13 protein-coding genes are annotated in these 14,943 nt (G+C 51.7%); all 13 read right to left on the bottom strand.

Translation table 11 applies throughout. The annotated features are described in order from the left end of the window. Window positions 1-218 precede the first annotated feature (218 nt). Genes HZS85_RS01115 through HZS85_RS01055 form a run of 13 tightly spaced genes read right to left on the bottom strand, consistent with a single transcriptional unit; the run spans window position 219 to window position 14,654 of the window. Window positions 219-1,109, bottom strand: a complete 891-nt coding sequence (locus tag HZS85_RS01115) for an LCP family glycopolymer transferase (protein WP_214852294.1) — start codon at window positions 1,107-1,109, stop codon at window positions 219-221. Between the two features lie 29 nt (window positions 1,110-1,138). Continuing rightward, window positions 1,139-1,882, bottom strand: coding sequence for a hypothetical protein (locus tag HZS85_RS01110; RefSeq protein ID WP_214852292.1), 744 nt, complete (start codon window positions 1,880-1,882; stop codon window positions 1,139-1,141). A gap of 23 nt (window positions 1,883-1,905) precedes the next feature. Beyond that, window positions 1,906-3,057, bottom strand: a complete 1,152-nt coding sequence (locus HZS85_RS01105; RefSeq protein WP_251137781.1) for an aminotransferase class I/II-fold pyridoxal phosphate-dependent enzyme — start codon at window positions 3,055-3,057, stop codon at window positions 1,906-1,908. Then, window positions 3,054-4,124: a lipid II:glycine glycyltransferase FemX gene (locus HZS85_RS01100; protein WP_214852290.1), complete on the bottom strand. Its 1,071-nt coding sequence runs from the start codon at window positions 4,122-4,124 to the stop codon at window positions 3,054-3,056. The genes HZS85_RS01105 and HZS85_RS01100 overlap by 4 nt, the downstream gene beginning before the upstream one ends. After that, the gene (locus tag HZS85_RS01095) at window positions 4,105-4,725 is read right to left on the bottom strand and encodes a sugar transferase (protein WP_035410380.1); all 621 of its coding nucleotides are present in this window, start codon (window positions 4,723-4,725) and stop codon (window positions 4,105-4,107) included. Before HZS85_RS01095 ends, HZS85_RS01100 begins: the two co-directional genes overlap by 20 nt. Before the next feature lie 15 nt (window positions 4,726-4,740). Further along, window positions 4,741-5,850: a glycosyltransferase family 4 protein gene (locus tag HZS85_RS01090; RefSeq protein WP_214852288.1), complete on the bottom strand. Its 1,110-nt coding sequence runs from the start codon at window positions 5,848-5,850 to the stop codon at window positions 4,741-4,743. Continuing rightward, the gene (locus HZS85_RS01085; RefSeq protein WP_035410385.1) at window positions 5,838-7,181 is read right to left on the bottom strand and encodes a nucleotide sugar dehydrogenase; all 1,344 of its coding nucleotides are present in this window, start codon (window positions 7,179-7,181) and stop codon (window positions 5,838-5,840) included. Before HZS85_RS01085 ends, HZS85_RS01090 begins: the two co-directional genes overlap by 13 nt. 12 nt (window positions 7,182-7,193) lie before the next feature. After that, window positions 7,194-8,543 (bottom strand): phenylacetate--CoA ligase family protein, encoded by a 1,350-nt coding sequence (locus HZS85_RS01080; RefSeq protein WP_214852286.1) that lies wholly within the window; start codon window positions 8,541-8,543, stop codon window positions 7,194-7,196. Continuing rightward, window positions 8,533-9,567, bottom strand: a complete 1,035-nt coding sequence (locus tag HZS85_RS01075; RefSeq protein ID WP_214852284.1) for an NAD-dependent epimerase — start codon at window positions 9,565-9,567, stop codon at window positions 8,533-8,535. Before HZS85_RS01075 ends, HZS85_RS01080 begins: the two co-directional genes overlap by 11 nt. Next, window positions 9,557-10,843: a glycosyltransferase family 39 protein gene (locus tag HZS85_RS01070; protein ID WP_214852282.1), complete on the bottom strand. Its 1,287-nt coding sequence runs from the start codon at window positions 10,841-10,843 to the stop codon at window positions 9,557-9,559. The genes HZS85_RS01075 and HZS85_RS01070 overlap by 11 nt, the downstream gene beginning before the upstream one ends. Window positions 10,844-10,855: 12 nt before the next feature. After that, a complete protein-coding gene (locus HZS85_RS01065) occupies window positions 10,856-12,115 on the bottom strand; it encodes an oligosaccharide flippase family protein (protein ID WP_214852280.1) in 1,260 nt (419 codons plus the stop codon). A 16-nt stretch (window positions 12,116-12,131) separates the two neighbouring features. Next, on the bottom strand, window positions 12,132-13,997 hold the full coding sequence (locus HZS85_RS01060; RefSeq protein WP_214852272.1) for a polysaccharide biosynthesis protein: 1,866 nt from the start codon (window positions 13,995-13,997) through the stop codon (window positions 12,132-12,134). 21 nt (window positions 13,998-14,018) lie between these two features. Then, a complete protein-coding gene (locus HZS85_RS01055; protein WP_231496901.1) occupies window positions 14,019-14,654 on the bottom strand; it encodes a YveK family protein in 636 nt (211 codons plus the stop codon). Window positions 14,655-14,943 lie beyond the last annotated feature (289 nt).

Raw genomic sequence — 14,943 nt, 5'->3', positions numbered from 1 at the left:
CATCTTTTTTGATTGATGGAGAACGCTATCGTTCATCCGCGACTCCTACAGGAAAAGAAAGTGCCATTGGTACTTTCGTCAGGGATGAATCAGACCTGGCAAACAGCATGAAATGTTGGTTGCCGCGGCTGATTTCCCGCCTGAGGAAAGCGCGGATGAGAGTAGCGTTCGTTTCGTTATCAATCAGTCCTGATATCGCAATTTCCTCTCCATTCCAATCATTTGAGCGCTTCCTGCAGTTGAGCTTGAACTTCTTTTAACGACTTATCCGTCGGATGCCAGTAATAGATGCCGTCCGATTCGATGCCTCCTGATCCGTCAAGCGACAAGGTCTTGACGTTACGTAAGGCATCCCGGTAGTCCGTCGCGACCGTCCGGGCAACGGAAAATGGTACGTTCGTCTTGACGTTTTTCCCGAGGGCATCGAGGATAGCGTTGAAACGACGAATCGAGAAGTCTTCTGTCATTTTATCGGCAACTGCCTGAACGACTTGCCGTTGGCGGATTTGTCGTCCGAAGTCCCCACGTGGATCATCGTGCCGCATACGGGCATAGGCGAGTGCTTCCTTCCCGTTCAGTAATAGTTCTCCTTTTGGGAACTGCATCTCATAGTACGAAAAATTGATATCGTTCTTGACTCTGACCCCATCCACCGCATTGACGAGATCCGTAAAGCCCGCTAGATTGATCTCAGCGAAATAGTCGATCTGGATTTTTAACAGATGACTGACCGTATCAAGCGCCATCTGTGGACCACCGAAGGCATAGGCATGGTTGATTTTATCATTCGAACCATTGCCGATGATGTCTGTCTTTAAGTCGCGCGGGATGCTGATCATCTGACTGGTATTCGTTTTCGGATCAATCGTCACGACGATGATCGTATCACTCCGTCCTGTCTCATTTTTTCGTTGATCGACGCCGAGTAAGAGAAACGAGAATCCTTTTTTCTGCTCAACGGCTTTTTCCGTCTCAACGCTTGCTTTGACTGGTACCTGAACTTCTTTGAGCGTCTGACTCGCTTTATGATACACATATCCGCCTGAACTAAAGAGAAGGAGCAGGCAAATCCCCGTAAGTGTCAGTACGATCCATTTCCATTTCTTCATCACCCATTCTCCTTTTCTTCAATTTCAATTCAGGACGGTCGTTGTGCTTCGAGTACCAGTAAAGCATTGCGCCAGCTACCGAACAAGGCAGTGATGACTCCGATGCTTGGCGCATCACGTCCGATACTGAACCGTTGATAACTTGCGATCGTCAGATGCTCCGTCTCTTGTGCGGCTTCAGCAAGTACGTCGAGCACTTCTTCTTCCCGCCAGCGTTTACGCGGGAATCCGATTCCAATGATTTCAAGTGCGTTTGACCAAGAGCCGTACCGGCGGGCAATCGTTGCGACAGTCGGACGATTTTGACCAGCCGCCCACTTCGTGTAGGTCTGACTCGTCAAGACCGGCAAGACTCCATGCGCTTCCAGTAATGACTCGATGATCCGTTGTTCCATTTCCTGGACGCGTTCCTTTAAGATATCCGCTTCTGACAATGCCTGCTGCCACGAGTTGAATTGATGGACGATATCCGTCAGGCTAGGTGCTTGCTTTTGCTGAGCCCATTCGCGGTACGTCGCGCTCGTGAAAGGATCGAGTTCCTCCCGTGCCTGACGCAAAGCATCAATGATTTCCGACTTCGTGAACGTCAAGCGGGCATGTCCGATGCCAGCTCGTTCCAAGGCGATTTGCCACGATCCAAACAGCATCAGGATTTCCGCGACGCTTGGATGAGTGGTGTGGAGTTGCCAGCGGAAATAGGTATTGGCCGTCAATTCATTCTTCCCGTTCGCAGCGAGACGGAGTGCGTGGATCGCTTCCTCCATATCGCGCATGACGATGTCCCCTTCCCATATATTCATGACTGGACGTTCCGGCGTACGGTCGTCTGTAAAGCATGACGAACGTTTCGGATGACGACGGCTTGTTCAGTGAACGTCATTTGTGAAGCAGACGGAAGACAGATACCGTCTTCAAACAAGCGACGGCTGACGTCAACCCCTTCTGCTGTGACGAATGGTACGTCGCGATAGACGGGTTGTAAGTGCATCGGTTTCCAGACCGGGCGAGACTCGGCATTCGCTTGTTGCAGTGTCTGAATCATCGCATCGCGTTGCGCTTGACCACCCGGTAAAAGAAAGGCACTGAGCCAGCGGTTGGCGAATGTTCCAGGCTGCTCGACTTGCGAGCTGACACCGTCCGGGGCAAAGGCACGGTCGTAGCGATCAAAAATTTTCCGCCGTGCATCGACGCGTTGATCGAGAACCTCAAGCTGTCCCCGTCCGATCCCAGCAGCGACATTACTCATTCGGTAATTGTAGCCGACTTCCGTATGCTCATAATGCAAGACCTGCTGTCGCGCCTGTGTTCCGAGATAAAAGGCACGTTCGATCAGAGCCGGATCATTTGCGACGAGCATCCCGCCGCCTGACGTCGTGATGATTTTGTTGCCATTGAACGAATAGATACCGAATGTTCCGAACGTTCCGGTCATCCGCCCGTTTACACGAGTCCCGAGTGATTCTGCAGCATCCTCGATCAACGGAACATCGTACTCTTCACAGATCGCAGCAATCTCCTCGATTTGCGCGGCGACACCGTACAGATGAACGACGATGACAGCCTTCGGAAGTCGACCACGTGTTGCCGCCTGGATCAAGGCCCGACGGAGTGCGACGGGCGACATGTTCCAGGTCTCTTCTTCCGAGTCGATCAATACAGGTCGCGCTCCGACATACCGAATCGGATTCGTCGAAGCAATGAACGTCAAGGACTGACAGAAGACATCATCCCCCGTCGTGACACCAAGTGTCGCGAGCGCCAGATGAATCGCTGCTGTCCCACTACTCGTCGCAAGCGTTGCAACAGCACCCGTGTACGCTTGCATATCTCGTTCAAAGGCATCGACATTTGGTCCAAGAGGGGCGACCCAGTTCGTCTCGAGTGCCTCGGTGACATAACGGGCTTCTTGACCACTTAAATGCGGGATGGAGAGTGGGATGTGTTTCATGATGTTTCCTCCCTTCGAGATGACAGATGACGAATCGGTGTTCGGTAGAGCGGGAACCAGTGACCCATTTGAGTTTCCGGATGTTGTCGTTCGAATTGTCGCGTTAGACGCTCATAGATCGTGGCATCCAGAATCGACGTACCGAGTCCAAAAAACGTTTGATTCGCACTAAAGGATCGTTTGTAGGCAAGCAAGCTATCCGTATTCGATCGTGTCGTGCCTCCACCGAGATGAAGCGCTTGAAAACCGGCTTGTTTTGCCCAACGAATCATCTCCGCGAATAATAGGTGGTTGGGTCGAAGTGCTAACGACGCGGGATCGGAAGCACCGAGATGATAATGCGCGAACTGGCGACCGGTCAAGACGATACATCCGGCGATGATCCGTCCGTCATGTTCAGCAAGCAACAGCACGTTGTTAATCCGTCCGTCCGCGAAGTGATCGAAGTAGGTCTGATTAAAGTAATACCGGGCATCGGCTTGATGTTTGTCCATCGTCATCTGATAGAGACGCGCGAAGTCCCGGTATTCTTCCGGGCGTCCCAGACGAATCGTGACGCCTTCGCGACGCGCCTTCCGGATGTTGCGTCGCGTCATTTGCGAAAAGTCGCTTTCGATCATCTCGAACAGGTCCGTTAGTTCCAGTGTCACGGTCGGCTGCAGGATCTCCGTTTGGTGGCACCAGTATTGACCCAGTTCTTGATTGTGCAAGAGTGGATGGAAGCGAACCGTCTCTGTGACGATTCCCGTCTCATTGCAATAGCGTTCGAATCGCTCGCGCACTTCGCGAATCTGATCGAGTGACCAGATGCCTTTGAAGGAAGGACCACCGTAGCCGTAAGGTGTCGTGATATCTTCAAAGAGTGTGCCTGGAATCCGTCGCCGCAAGTACGGATAGATCAACGTCCCAAACTCCGTCGGATAATAAAATAACTCAGGAATCTCGTCGTGTTCCTTCGCGAGTTCGAAGTAAGCATGTTCGTAATAACAATCGAGCTGATAGGTCGCAACGAGTGCATCCCATTCGCGCGGATCCCGGATTAACCGTTCATCGCTTAACGACATCATGGGGAACACCTCCGTCGAGACCCTTGAACTCACCCATCCCAGTCTGATGAGCCGTCGAGTTCCCTTCTGACGAGATGACCATTTTGAACGTCTTGAACAAGATATAGAGATCGAGTCGGAATGTCTGATTCGCTGCGTACCATTGATCTTGCTCGAGTCGTTGTTGCCACGTCGTCGCGTTCCGTCCATGAATCTGCGCCCAGCCCGTCAGACCAGGAAGGACATCATGCCGTGTCATCTGCTCCTTCGTATAGTGGTTCAAGTAACTGACGAGTAATGGACGCGGCCCGACGAAGCTCATCTGTCCGCGAAGAATGTTAAAGAACTGCGGAATCTCATCAAGGCTTAAGCGACGAATCCACTCGAGTGATGCGGGAATCCGGTCTGCATCCGGGAGAAGTTTTCCCTCAGTATCCATTTCGTTCGTCATCGTGCGGAATTTGTAGATTTTGAACAACTCCCCCTTATAACCTGGGCGGACTTGATTGAAGAAAATCGGACGACCGAGCTTCGTATAGATGACTAAGGCGACGAGGGCGTAGACGGGAATCAGGATCAAGATAGCGATAAGACTAACCGTGAAGTCGAATGTGCGTTTCATGATGACGTCCTCCTTTTACATAGCTGAAAAGAGATCAAGTTGTCGTTTGATGACGTCGGCTTCGTTGAAATGTTTCATGGCACGGTCAAATCCGTTCCGTCCCATCTCGTTGGCACGGTCAGGATGTTCGACGAGTGTGTTCATCCGTTTGGCAAGCTTCGTGATATCGCGGACTTCGATGAGATAGCCTGTCTTCCCCTCGACGACTTCCTCACGACAGCCGCGGATGTTTGTCGCGATGACCGGTTTTGCGCTCGCCATCGCTTCGATGATTGATCGTGGTACGCCTTCACGATGCGACGGTAAGACGAAGCCATCGACTTGTTGGAACAAACCCGGTACGTCTTCGACGAATCCAAGGTAGTCGACGTTTGGAATCTCGCGGATCCGCCGTAAGAATAAGTGTTTCGTCGTCTGATCGCGCTCGCTTGCCATCATCTCACCGGCAATGACGAGACGGGCTTCCGGGTGACGATAGACGACATCCTCGAATGCATCGAGCAGTTCGAGAATTCCTTTCTCTTCGACGATCCGACCGATGAATAAGAACGTAAACGGCGCTCCGGCTTCACGTGGTCGTGGGTAGAAGCGGGTCAAGTCGATTCCATTTCCGAGATGCATCAGCCGGGTATTCGCTTTAAAGCGTTTGCGCTGGGCGAGTTGATAATCTTCCTCGCTTTGAAGGAGCAGATAATCGGTCGCGAGACGTGCCAACCACTTTTCGACTGAATACGTTAGCTGATACGTCATCCGTCCCATCTTCTCGTGGAAGTAAAAACCGTGTGCCGTATAGACGATATGCTTCGTCCCGGCACGTTTGGCGGCGACCCGTCCAAGGGCAGCGGCGACTGGTGTGTGGACATGGACGGCGTCGTAACCATCCTCTTTCAAGATTCGCGTGATTTCACGGATCGTCCGCCAGTTACTCGTCCAGTCGATTCGCCGCTCGATCGGAATGTCATGCATCCGGAATCCCTTTGCTGCCAGTTTCACCGAGGCACCCGTGTCGGCACAGGCGATGCCGACGTCGTGCCCCGCATTTTGCAAAGCGAGTAAGAGCGGCTGCAACATCGTCTCTGCCGTCGTATCGAGAGCACAGACTTGAAGGATTTTTAGAGGCGCCATACGTGGACCCCCTCCGGTTGTTCTGCTCGTGGCAACATGCCTTTGATGTCGACGACGATGCCGCGACCGACCTTCAGTAAGTGTTGTGCCAGATTCCAACCACCTTCAACGTATTCTTCGTGTGAGACGGCAAAGATGACGACGTCGGCTGGTTTGAGTTCACTCATCTCGAGTAAGTCGATCCCGTACTCACGTTTTGCCTCACTCTTTTCGACGAGTCGGTCCGTCACTTGGACGTCGATTCCGAACTCTTCGATTTCATGAACGAGGTTCGCAACTTTCGAGTTGCGGATGTCGCTGACGTTTTCTTTGAACGATAATCCAAGAATGGTGACCCGGGCACCGAGCACCGGCATGTTCTGTTTGATCAAGTTCTTAACGAGCGCTGTGGCGATAAAACGCCCCATCGTATCGTTGATCCGGCGACCGGCAAGGATGACTTCCGGATGGTAGCCAAGTGACTCCGCCTTCATCGTCAGATAGAACGGATCGACACCGATACAGTGACCGCCGACGAGACCCGGACGGAACGGGAGGAAGTTCCATTTCGTACCGGCTGCTTCGAGGACTTCGAGCGTATCGATGTTCATCCGGTCGAAGATGATTGCGAGTTCGTTCATCAAGGCGATGTTGAGGTCGCGTTGTGTGTTTTCAATGATTTTTGCTGCTTCCGCGACCTTGATCGATGAGGCACGGTGGACACCGGCTTCGACGACGGCTTCATAAACTTCCGCGACGATATCGAGTGTCTGTTCATCTTGGGCGGAGACGATTTTTTTGATCGTCTTGAACGTATGCTCATGGTCACCCGGGTTGATTCGCTCCGGTGAGTAGCCGACGAAGAAGTCGACACCAGCGCATAAGCCGGACGCTTCTTCAAGAACCGGGATACAATCTTCTTCCGTAGCTCCAGGGTAGACGGTCGACTCGTAGACGACGATGTCGCCTTTATTGAGCTGGCGACCCACGAGGTGCGACGCCCGTAAGAGTGGTGTCAGGTCCGGCTGGTTCTGTGCATTGATCGGGGTCGGAACGGCGATGATGATGAAGTCGCTCGCCTGCAGTGCCGATGGATCTGAGACATAATCGACGGTTGCGTTCTTCAACGTGAAGGGACTCAGTTCGAGTGTCGCGTCGATGCCTTCTTGAAGTTCTTGGATTCGTTGTTCCTTGATGTCAAAGCCGATCACGCCCGTCTTTTCACCGAACGCAACGGCAACGGGAAGTCCGACGTAGCCGAGTCCGACGACGGCAATCGAACGGTTGGCAATGGGAAGTGCACCAGTATGGGCTGCTGTCGTATCTACGATGTGTTTGACTGCCTTGTTCATGTTGGGTTCCTCCTATTTCATCGACTGTTTGACGATCAACGTTTTTCCGTTCGGTTCTTGTTTGACGTGTTCGACTGGTTCAAGGACGATTTTCATGTCGGAGCCGAGTAACTTGCGCATCTCGTTCAAGAGAATCTGTTCGTGCTTCGGTTGGAAACGTTTCGCATCCGGAATATAGCGGAGTGTCACGTGATTGAGCGCATGCTGTTCGACTTGGAGTCGTAGAACTGAGTTCGGTAGCTCCCGGGCAATCGTCGTGATGTCTCCTTCGAAGACTTTGCCACGCTTCTCGCTGACGATGTAGCTCGTTCCCCGACCATCGATCGAGGCGATGACGGGACCATTCAAACCGCAATTGCATGTCTCGTCACTGAGTGTCATCCGGTCACCGATCCGGTAACGAATCAGCGGTGTGCCGCGTGTCGTAAAACAGGTGACGACGACTTCTCCGTCCTCTCCATACGGTTCGATGATGCCAGTTTCGTGGTGCAGATGCAGTTTATGATGGCGACACTCTGAGATGATCGGTGCCCCTTCCGAGGAACCGTATTGATCAAAGACCGGGACACCGAATGCTTCCTCGAGGATGGAGCGCATCTCCTCCGTCACCGTTTCGGATGTCGGGAAGATGGCGATCAGCGAGATATCCAGTTGAATGTGGTGCTTCAGCATATAACGGGCGATTTCGACCATCGCCGTCGGTGTTCCGTCGAGTGCGCGTGGTTGAAAACGATTCAGCTCTTCAATATAGGCTGGGAAGTTTTCTTCTTTCATATGAAAAATCGAGAGTAACAATTGATTGAGTGGCCGGTTCATCCGCCAGAAGATCGGTTTCGTTTGATCGACGGCTGTCAGCGTCCGACCGGTGAAGCTTGCCCGGCGCATCCCAGCGTGAAAGCCGTGAAGTTCCTTGAAGTAATCAAGGTGTGCCATCCGTTCCTGGACATCCTCTCGCATGAAGGCGACCTGGAGTGACTTTCCGCTCGTCCCTCCCGTCCGTCCGCGGACCGGCGCATCGACACGGGACATGAACGCATCATTGTTTCGGCGAAGCGTCTCTTTTTCAAGGATCGGAATCGTCTTCAGTTGCTCGAGTGACGTAAACGGTAACTGGATATCATGTTCGTGAAAGAGTTGTCTGTAATATGGTGTATGCGCCACAACAAACGCAAGAAAGGCATTCAGACGTTCGAGCTGTTCCGCTTGGTAATCCCGCGTCCGGTCCTTCATCCGGAGCTCCTTCATCTTTTGCTCATAGAAGCGACCGTAGCGTTCTTGCATCAACTTCCGACCGTATAACGAGGTCAGCCAATTTTGGATGAAAATTGGAGAGCGATAGTAGATATTCTCTTTAAGCGCCATCTTGGATTTCCTCCTTCATCAAGTAATGGCTCTCGTACCAGTCGATGAATGCATGGACACCAGCTTCGATCGTCGTCTGTGGTCGGTAGCCGATTGTCTCAAATAGTGAGGAGACATCGGCGAAACTTTCCGGGACGTCACCCGGCTGTAACGGCATCCCGTTCTTGATCGCCGTCTTACCGAGGCGTCGTTCAATCAAGGCGACGAATTCATTTAAGCGAATCGGGCTATGACTACCGATGTTGTAGACGCGATACGGGACGTTGCTACGATCCGGTAAGGGATTTGACGCGTCAAACGTCGCGTCGACTTCCGGTTCAGTCTGGAACAGACGATAGATGCTTTCGATGATATCGTCGACGTAGGTGAAGTCTCGTCCCATCTCGCCGTAGTTGTAGAGATCGATTGGTTCGCCCTTCGCAATTGCCTCTGTGAACTTGAACAATGCCATATCCGGGCGCCCCCATGGACCGTAGACGCTAAAGAAGCGAAGCCCTGTCGTCTTGATGCCGTAAAGGCTGCTATACGTGTGCGCCATCAGTTCGTTCGCTTTCTTTGAAGCGGCATAAAGACTTAGCGGATGGTCGACGGCGTCCGTCGTCGCGAACGGCATCTTCGTATTCGATCCATAGACGGAACTCGATGAAGCGTAGATCAACTGCTCGACTGGATGATGGCGACAGGCTTCTAAAATCGAGAGAAAACCGACGATGTTTGATGTCATGTAGACATCGGGTCGGTCGATGCTATAGCGTACGCCTGCCTGCGCTGCCAGGTGGAGAACGAGATCAATTGATTCTTGTTCAAAGATTCGCGCGACGGCTTCCGTCTCTTCGAGCGAGACTCGGTAAAACGTGTAGTTCGTTCCGAGTTCAGCAAGTCGGGCTTCCTTTAACGTCGGGTCATAATAATCGTTCACTTCATCGAGTCCGATGACCCGGTAACCCTCCCGGATGAAACGGCGTGCGGCGTGGAACCCAATGAAGCCAGCGATACCAGTGATTAAGATCGTTTTATTCGGCACGGTGTTCGACCTCCTCGAAGTAGTGGCGCGCTTGCAGGCGCATGTAGTGAACGGTTGTGTAGACGATGAGTAACATCGGGAACAACTTATACCGGTGTCGGATGGCCGTTCCGACGTTGCCGGTTCCAAGACCGAAGATCAACGCGTTGAGTGCAAAAAGAAGGAAAAAGAAGAAGAGGACGCTGCCGAACGGATGCTGACGGATCAGTTTGAACGACCGAACGATGGCAAAACAACCGATGAAATAGAAGACGGCGTCGAGGAAGAAAATCAGGATGTTCATGACACTCGACCACTGCCACGGGAATGGTGAGAACAGGAAGTAGATCATCCGGATCGGTGAGTAGAGAATCATGTCGCCTGGACCTGTCACCGTCAATCCATTCAAGTAAGCGGAGCCGCCGCGATCGTAGCTCATCCCGCTGAACAACTGTCCGTTTTCCGAGACGTGGGTGAACTTCGCGAACAAGACGTCCTGGAAGCTGTAGACGATAAAACCGACGACGAGCACTTGGAAGATCAGTCGCTGTACCTTCGTCGGTTCAAAGTCCATGCGTCGTGTCTCATGGCTATAAAACGAGAAGTAGACGAGTAAGACGACGATTCCAACGGCAAGACCGGAGTGGAACATCGTACTGACGAAGTAGCCGAGATACGCGAGAACCATATGTCTGCTGGACTTCTCTTCCGTCCAGCGGACCATGTAATAAAGCGTATAGACGATACCAAGAGCGACGATCTGATCCCGTAAGAGAATCGGTGAGAGCAACAATCCTTGCGGGAAGAACGCGAAGATGAGTGTTGCACCGAAGACGTATCGTTCCGGTAAACGTAACCGCTGTAACGTCTTTGCTAGAATGACGACGGCGACGACGCCGAGGATGACGTTGAAGAACTGAGCTAGGATTCGTTCCGGTCCGAACATCAGATAGAAGATTCCGAGAAACTTGGAATAGGTGCCGCGGACGACATCATTGAAGGTCGACGGGTCGGTGAAGATTTGGACACCTTCGAGATGAAAGGCTTCCGTATCGTCCCCACTGTGCGGTGGTAAGCGGAACAGTTCGAGATCGATGAACATCAAAACCAATCGGACGAAGAAAGCGGTGATGAAGACGAGATAGAGCGGCGTCGTCTCGGCTTGGCGGAGTAGATAATAGAGAAACAACACCGAGTTGATGAGCAGCAAGGCGGTCACGTACGTGTCCGGGAAGAGCGACCGGGCGAATTGACAAACGAGCGCTTCAATGACGATGAGTAAGAGAATTGGTCGCATCTTCTTCCCTCCTTAACTGCTTTGTTCGACGACGAGGGCGACGTTTCGTGGATACAAGGAGCGATAGAGCGCGGGTAACAGTAGGACGATCTGAGTGACTGCGCAAAGTGTGTATGCAATCGTCGCCCCGTATAGTCCGTACAACGGAATCAAGAGGCTACAAGCGACGAGATTGACGACGACACTGCCGAAGATCGAGAATGTCTGGATTCGAAACTGCTGGAAGCCGGTCAGTAGTGCCTGAATGACGGTCGAATTATAGAAGAACAACGACGCGATCATCATCAAGACGAAAATCAGATGATATTTGACGAACGACGCATTGTAGAAAATCGTCAAACCCCACTTTCCGAAGAAGATTGCTCCAAGAATCAGGAGGATCCCGACAATGTTCGTCATCAGTAACATCGACCGTGTCAGCTTGCGCAGTTCCGGTAAACTTTGGCGTTCACCAGTCTCTGACGAGAAGTTCGGCAATAAGACAGCAATCAAAGAGTGGATGAACAGACTACCGAGTACGAGTAGATAGGCAATGCTTGCATAATATCCGAGCTCTTCCGTTCCAATCGCATGTCCAACGAATAATCGTGGGATGTTTGCGTTCAAGGCGATCAGGAGAGCGACGAACCCGAGTGGCATTGCTTTAAGGAACAGCTCCTTACCAGATCGATATCGTAAGTCGAGCGCTTGATTGTCAAAACCACGACCGACCCGGCGAATCGTCGGGAGATCGTAGACGAGTAACATGATCAAGTTCCCAGTGATCAAGGCGATGACGAATCCCTGGATCGAATGGGTCGTAAAGAGGACGAGTGCTGCGCCTGAGACGTTCAAGAGACTGCGGCAAATCTTCGAAATGGCGACTTCCTTGAAGGCAGTGTGTCCCTGTAAGAAGCCGTATCCGAGATCAGCGAACGACTCCATGTATTTATTGAGATAGACGAGTAACGTCAGCAGTAAGATGTTCGCTTCACCGAAGAAATAATAGACACCAAGGAGGACGAACACACCTGCCGAGAGGAGCGAAAAACGGGTCTTGATGAAGAGCCAGAAGTTCGTCAGTCCAGCCCGTTCTGCCGTCAGGATCGTACTGGCATTCAGCCAACAGAACATGACGATTGGTGCGGTGATGGCAAGGGCGTAATTGAAGTAGCCGATATTGAGCGGCGTACTCCATTTGATCAGGAGCGTCAAAATCATCCATTGATGTAACGAATATGCTGTATCTGCAATGAAGATGAGATTGAAGCGAGACAGCCGAACCGTTTTCATCGTTCTCCCCCCCTCTCTATTTACGAGCGATCCGCATCGTTGGTGCGACTGGATCGGCATCGGTCTCGTTCGTCGCTTCTAATAAATACTGGCGAAGTGTATCGTCCCGATCAAGCGCTTGGGCGATCTCACGCAAGTACGGATCGACGGAGCCGAAGGGGCGTGTCTTTCCGACGAGGATCTTATCGAAGACGAGTTCGTCATGCACCTCATCACGAGCGAGCAGTTCCTCGTAGAGTTTCTCCCCTTTTCGAATCCCGCTGTAGACGATCGGGATCTGTTCTTCCGTAAATCCACTCAAGTGAATCAAGTTTTTCGCAAGTGTCGTGATGTGGACCGGTTCACCCATATCGAGGACGAACACTTCGCCACCTTTTGCGAGGACACTCGCTTGAATGACGAGACGACTCGCTTCCGGAATCGTCATGAAGTAACGTGTCATCCGGGGATCGGTGATCGTGATCGGTCCACCTTTCGCGATTTGTTCCTTGAAAAGTGGGATGACGGAACCGCGGCTTCCGAGGACGTTGCCGAACCGGACGACGGCGAACGTCGTTTCGCTATTTCTTGCCATCTGTTGGATGACCATCTCAGCGATTCGTTTCGTCGCGCCCATCACGCTCGTCGGGTTGACTGCCTTATCGGTCGAGATCATGACGAAGCGTTTGACTCCAGCCGCTTCTGCTGCTCGGGCGACGTTACGTGTTCCGTAGATATTATTCTTGACGGCTTCGCTCGGATTATCCTCCATCAGTGGGACGTGCTTATGGGCTGCCGCATGATAGACAAGGTCCGGTTCGAAGCGTCGCATGACTTCAAGCATCCGGTCACTGTCCTGTACATCGGCGATGACGGATTCGAACTGGATGTCCTGGCTGAGACACTCGAGTTCCCGGCGAATCAGGTAGATACTGTTTTCACCGTGTCCAAGAAGAACAAGTCGTTCAGGACGAAAACGAATCAGTTGCCGGCAAATCTCGGAACCGATTGATCCACCGGCACCGGTGACGAGGACCGTCGCTCCATGCACGCTTCGTTCGATTTCCGTGATATCAAGCTCGACTGGTTCCCGTCCGAGTAAATCAGCGATTGAGACTTCACGGATTTGTTGAATCGAGACCTTACCGGAAGCGAGTTCGACGAGCATCGGTAACGTATGCGCCTCGACTTGCGTCTGTTTAATTCGATTCAACAGTTCGATTCGTCGCGGATACGGTAAGGACGGGATCGCGAGGACGACCGCTTCAATCTTTTGTTCCTCGATGATGCATTCAAGTTGCTCGATCGCTCCGATGACAGGAACACCGTGAATTCGCATCCCGCGTAGTTCAAGCGAGTCATCGAGTAATCCGACGACGTTTAAGATATGCGATTTCTTTTGTTTCAGTTCTTTCGTGATCATCTGTCCGGAAGCTCCGGCACCGATGATTAGCGTCCGTTTGCCGAGCGTCTTATGCTCCGGAACGAGTCTGAGACTACGGCCACGAATCAACAACCGGACGAATAAGATACCGTTCAAGACAAGTCCTGTCTGCAAGAAGATCGCCCGTTCGACCGCAAAGTCGAACAACGCATATTCAAGACCAAGTAAAACGAAACTGCTGGCAAGGACGACGACGAGGAGAACGGCGAGATCACGTAAACTCGCGTAGCGCCAGATGATTTGATAGAAACGCATCCAATGAGCGACGAAGGTGAGGGCAATCCACTGGATGAGTGCGATTTCGAGCGCATCCTGTAACTCGAAATTGACGGTGAGATGGAGCGGATTAAAGAAGTAGAACGTTACTACGGTTGCGAGTGCGATGACTCCGGCGTCGATCAGGCGAAGGAGTCCAATCTTCAACTGCCGACGATACGGGGTAAGCGGGGAATGCTGCATGATGGTGTCTCCTCTCCTCTCTCATGAGTGCGTCCGGGGAATGACTTTCGGATAACTGTCGGTCGCTTCACGTGTCACTTCTTTTTTGCTTAACGAGCGCGAATAGACGATCAGGAGTCCGAGCATTAAACCAAGGACACCACCGATTCCCGTATTCATCAAAATGTTCGGAGATACGGGCTTCGTTGGAATTCGTGCACTGGAGAAGACTTCCGTCTTACTCGTGTTAATCAGTTGCGGGAGATAATCCTGGAAGACTTCCGTCATCGTATTTGCCTGAATGGCTGCCTGCTCCGCTGAACGATCCGTGATGGATAAGGCGATGACTTGCGAATCGAGATTGCTCGAGACCGTCAGACGATCCGTCAAATCGAATAATCGCTTGTCGGTGACGTTCATCTTTTGGGCGACCTGATCGACGACCTCTGGGCTTCGCAAGATATCTTGATAGGTACTGACGAGTGTCGGCGTCGATGTCGCCTCTGCGTTTGCTTGAGGAACGACGAGGATGTAGGCCGTCGCTTCATATGTCTTCGGAATGACATACGTGCTGAGTGCATATCCGGCACCTGCGAAGAGCATCGTGAAGAGTGCCAGTAGCCACCAGCCGCGTCGGAGTGTCGTCAGATGATCTCCAAAGGTTTTTCTTTGATGCATCGAGCTCACTGTTGTTCACCTCTTTCTAGCTTGACCGAATGGATGGACATTGGTTATGTCTACACCTTATTTCCAATCGAATTCCAAAACAATTAGAGCTTGGTGAAAATGATTATATTTTTTTCGGTAGCTATCTCGCTTGCGTGACGCAAGTTCACAGCAGGAATTCATGTCACAAAAAAAACGCGATTCACGAAAAAATGATTGCGTTTTTTTTAATATTTTTTCATTGGTCTGCATGATTTTTTAAAAGATGAGGGTAAATACAAATTTGACGATTAAAAAGTAT

It is taken from the genome of Exiguobacterium sp. s130 (assembly GCF_018619055.1).
GTDB lineage: Bacteria > Bacillota > Bacilli > Exiguobacteriales > Exiguobacteriaceae > Exiguobacterium_A.
Note: the sequence above shows the minus strand (reverse complement) of the source record. Positions and strands in the feature narration are given on the sequence as shown.

What these genes read in the sequence shown, in the direction of transcription:
- HZS85_RS01085 (WP_035410385.1), bottom strand. Translation starts at nt 7,181, where the DNA reads ATGAACAAGGCAGTCAAACACATCGTAGATACGACAGCAGCCCATACT.
- HZS85_RS01090 (WP_214852288.1), bottom strand. Translation starts at nt 5,850, where the DNA reads ATGGCGCCTCTAAAAATCCTTCAAGTCTGTGCTCTCGATACGACGGCA.
- HZS85_RS01115 (WP_214852294.1), bottom strand. Translation starts at nt 1,109, where the DNA reads ATGAAGAAATGGAAATGGATCGTACTGACACTTACGGGGATTTGCCTG.
- HZS85_RS01100 (WP_214852290.1), bottom strand. Translation starts at nt 4,124, where the DNA reads ATGATGTCGTTAAGCGATGAACGGTTAATCCGGGATCCGCGCGAATGG.
- HZS85_RS01105 (WP_251137781.1), bottom strand. Translation starts at nt 3,057, where the DNA reads ATGAAACACATCCCACTCTCCATCCCGCATTTAAGTGGTCAAGAAGCC.
- HZS85_RS01065 (WP_214852280.1), bottom strand. Translation starts at nt 12,115, where the DNA reads ATGAAAACGGTTCGGCTGTCTCGCTTCAATCTCATCTTCATTGCAGAT.
- HZS85_RS01080 (WP_214852286.1), bottom strand. Translation starts at nt 8,543, where the DNA reads ATGGCGCTTAAAGAGAATATCTACTATCGCTCTCCAATTTTCATCCAA.
- HZS85_RS01070 (WP_214852282.1), bottom strand. Translation starts at nt 10,843, where the DNA reads ATGCGACCAATTCTCTTACTCATCGTCATTGAAGCGCTCGTTTGTCAA.
- HZS85_RS01055 (WP_231496901.1), bottom strand. Translation starts at nt 14,654, where the DNA reads ATGCATCAAAGAAAAACCTTTGGAGATCATCTGACGACACTCCGACGC.
- HZS85_RS01060 (WP_214852272.1), bottom strand. Translation starts at nt 13,997, where the DNA reads ATGCAGCATTCCCCGCTTACCCCGTATCGTCGGCAGTTGAAGATTGGA.
- HZS85_RS01095 (WP_035410380.1), bottom strand. Translation starts at nt 4,725, where the DNA reads ATGAAACGCACATTCGACTTCACGGTTAGTCTTATCGCTATCTTGATC.
- HZS85_RS01110 (WP_214852292.1), bottom strand. Translation starts at nt 1,882, where the DNA reads ATGCGCGATATGGAGGAAGCGATCCACGCACTCCGTCTCGCTGCGAAC.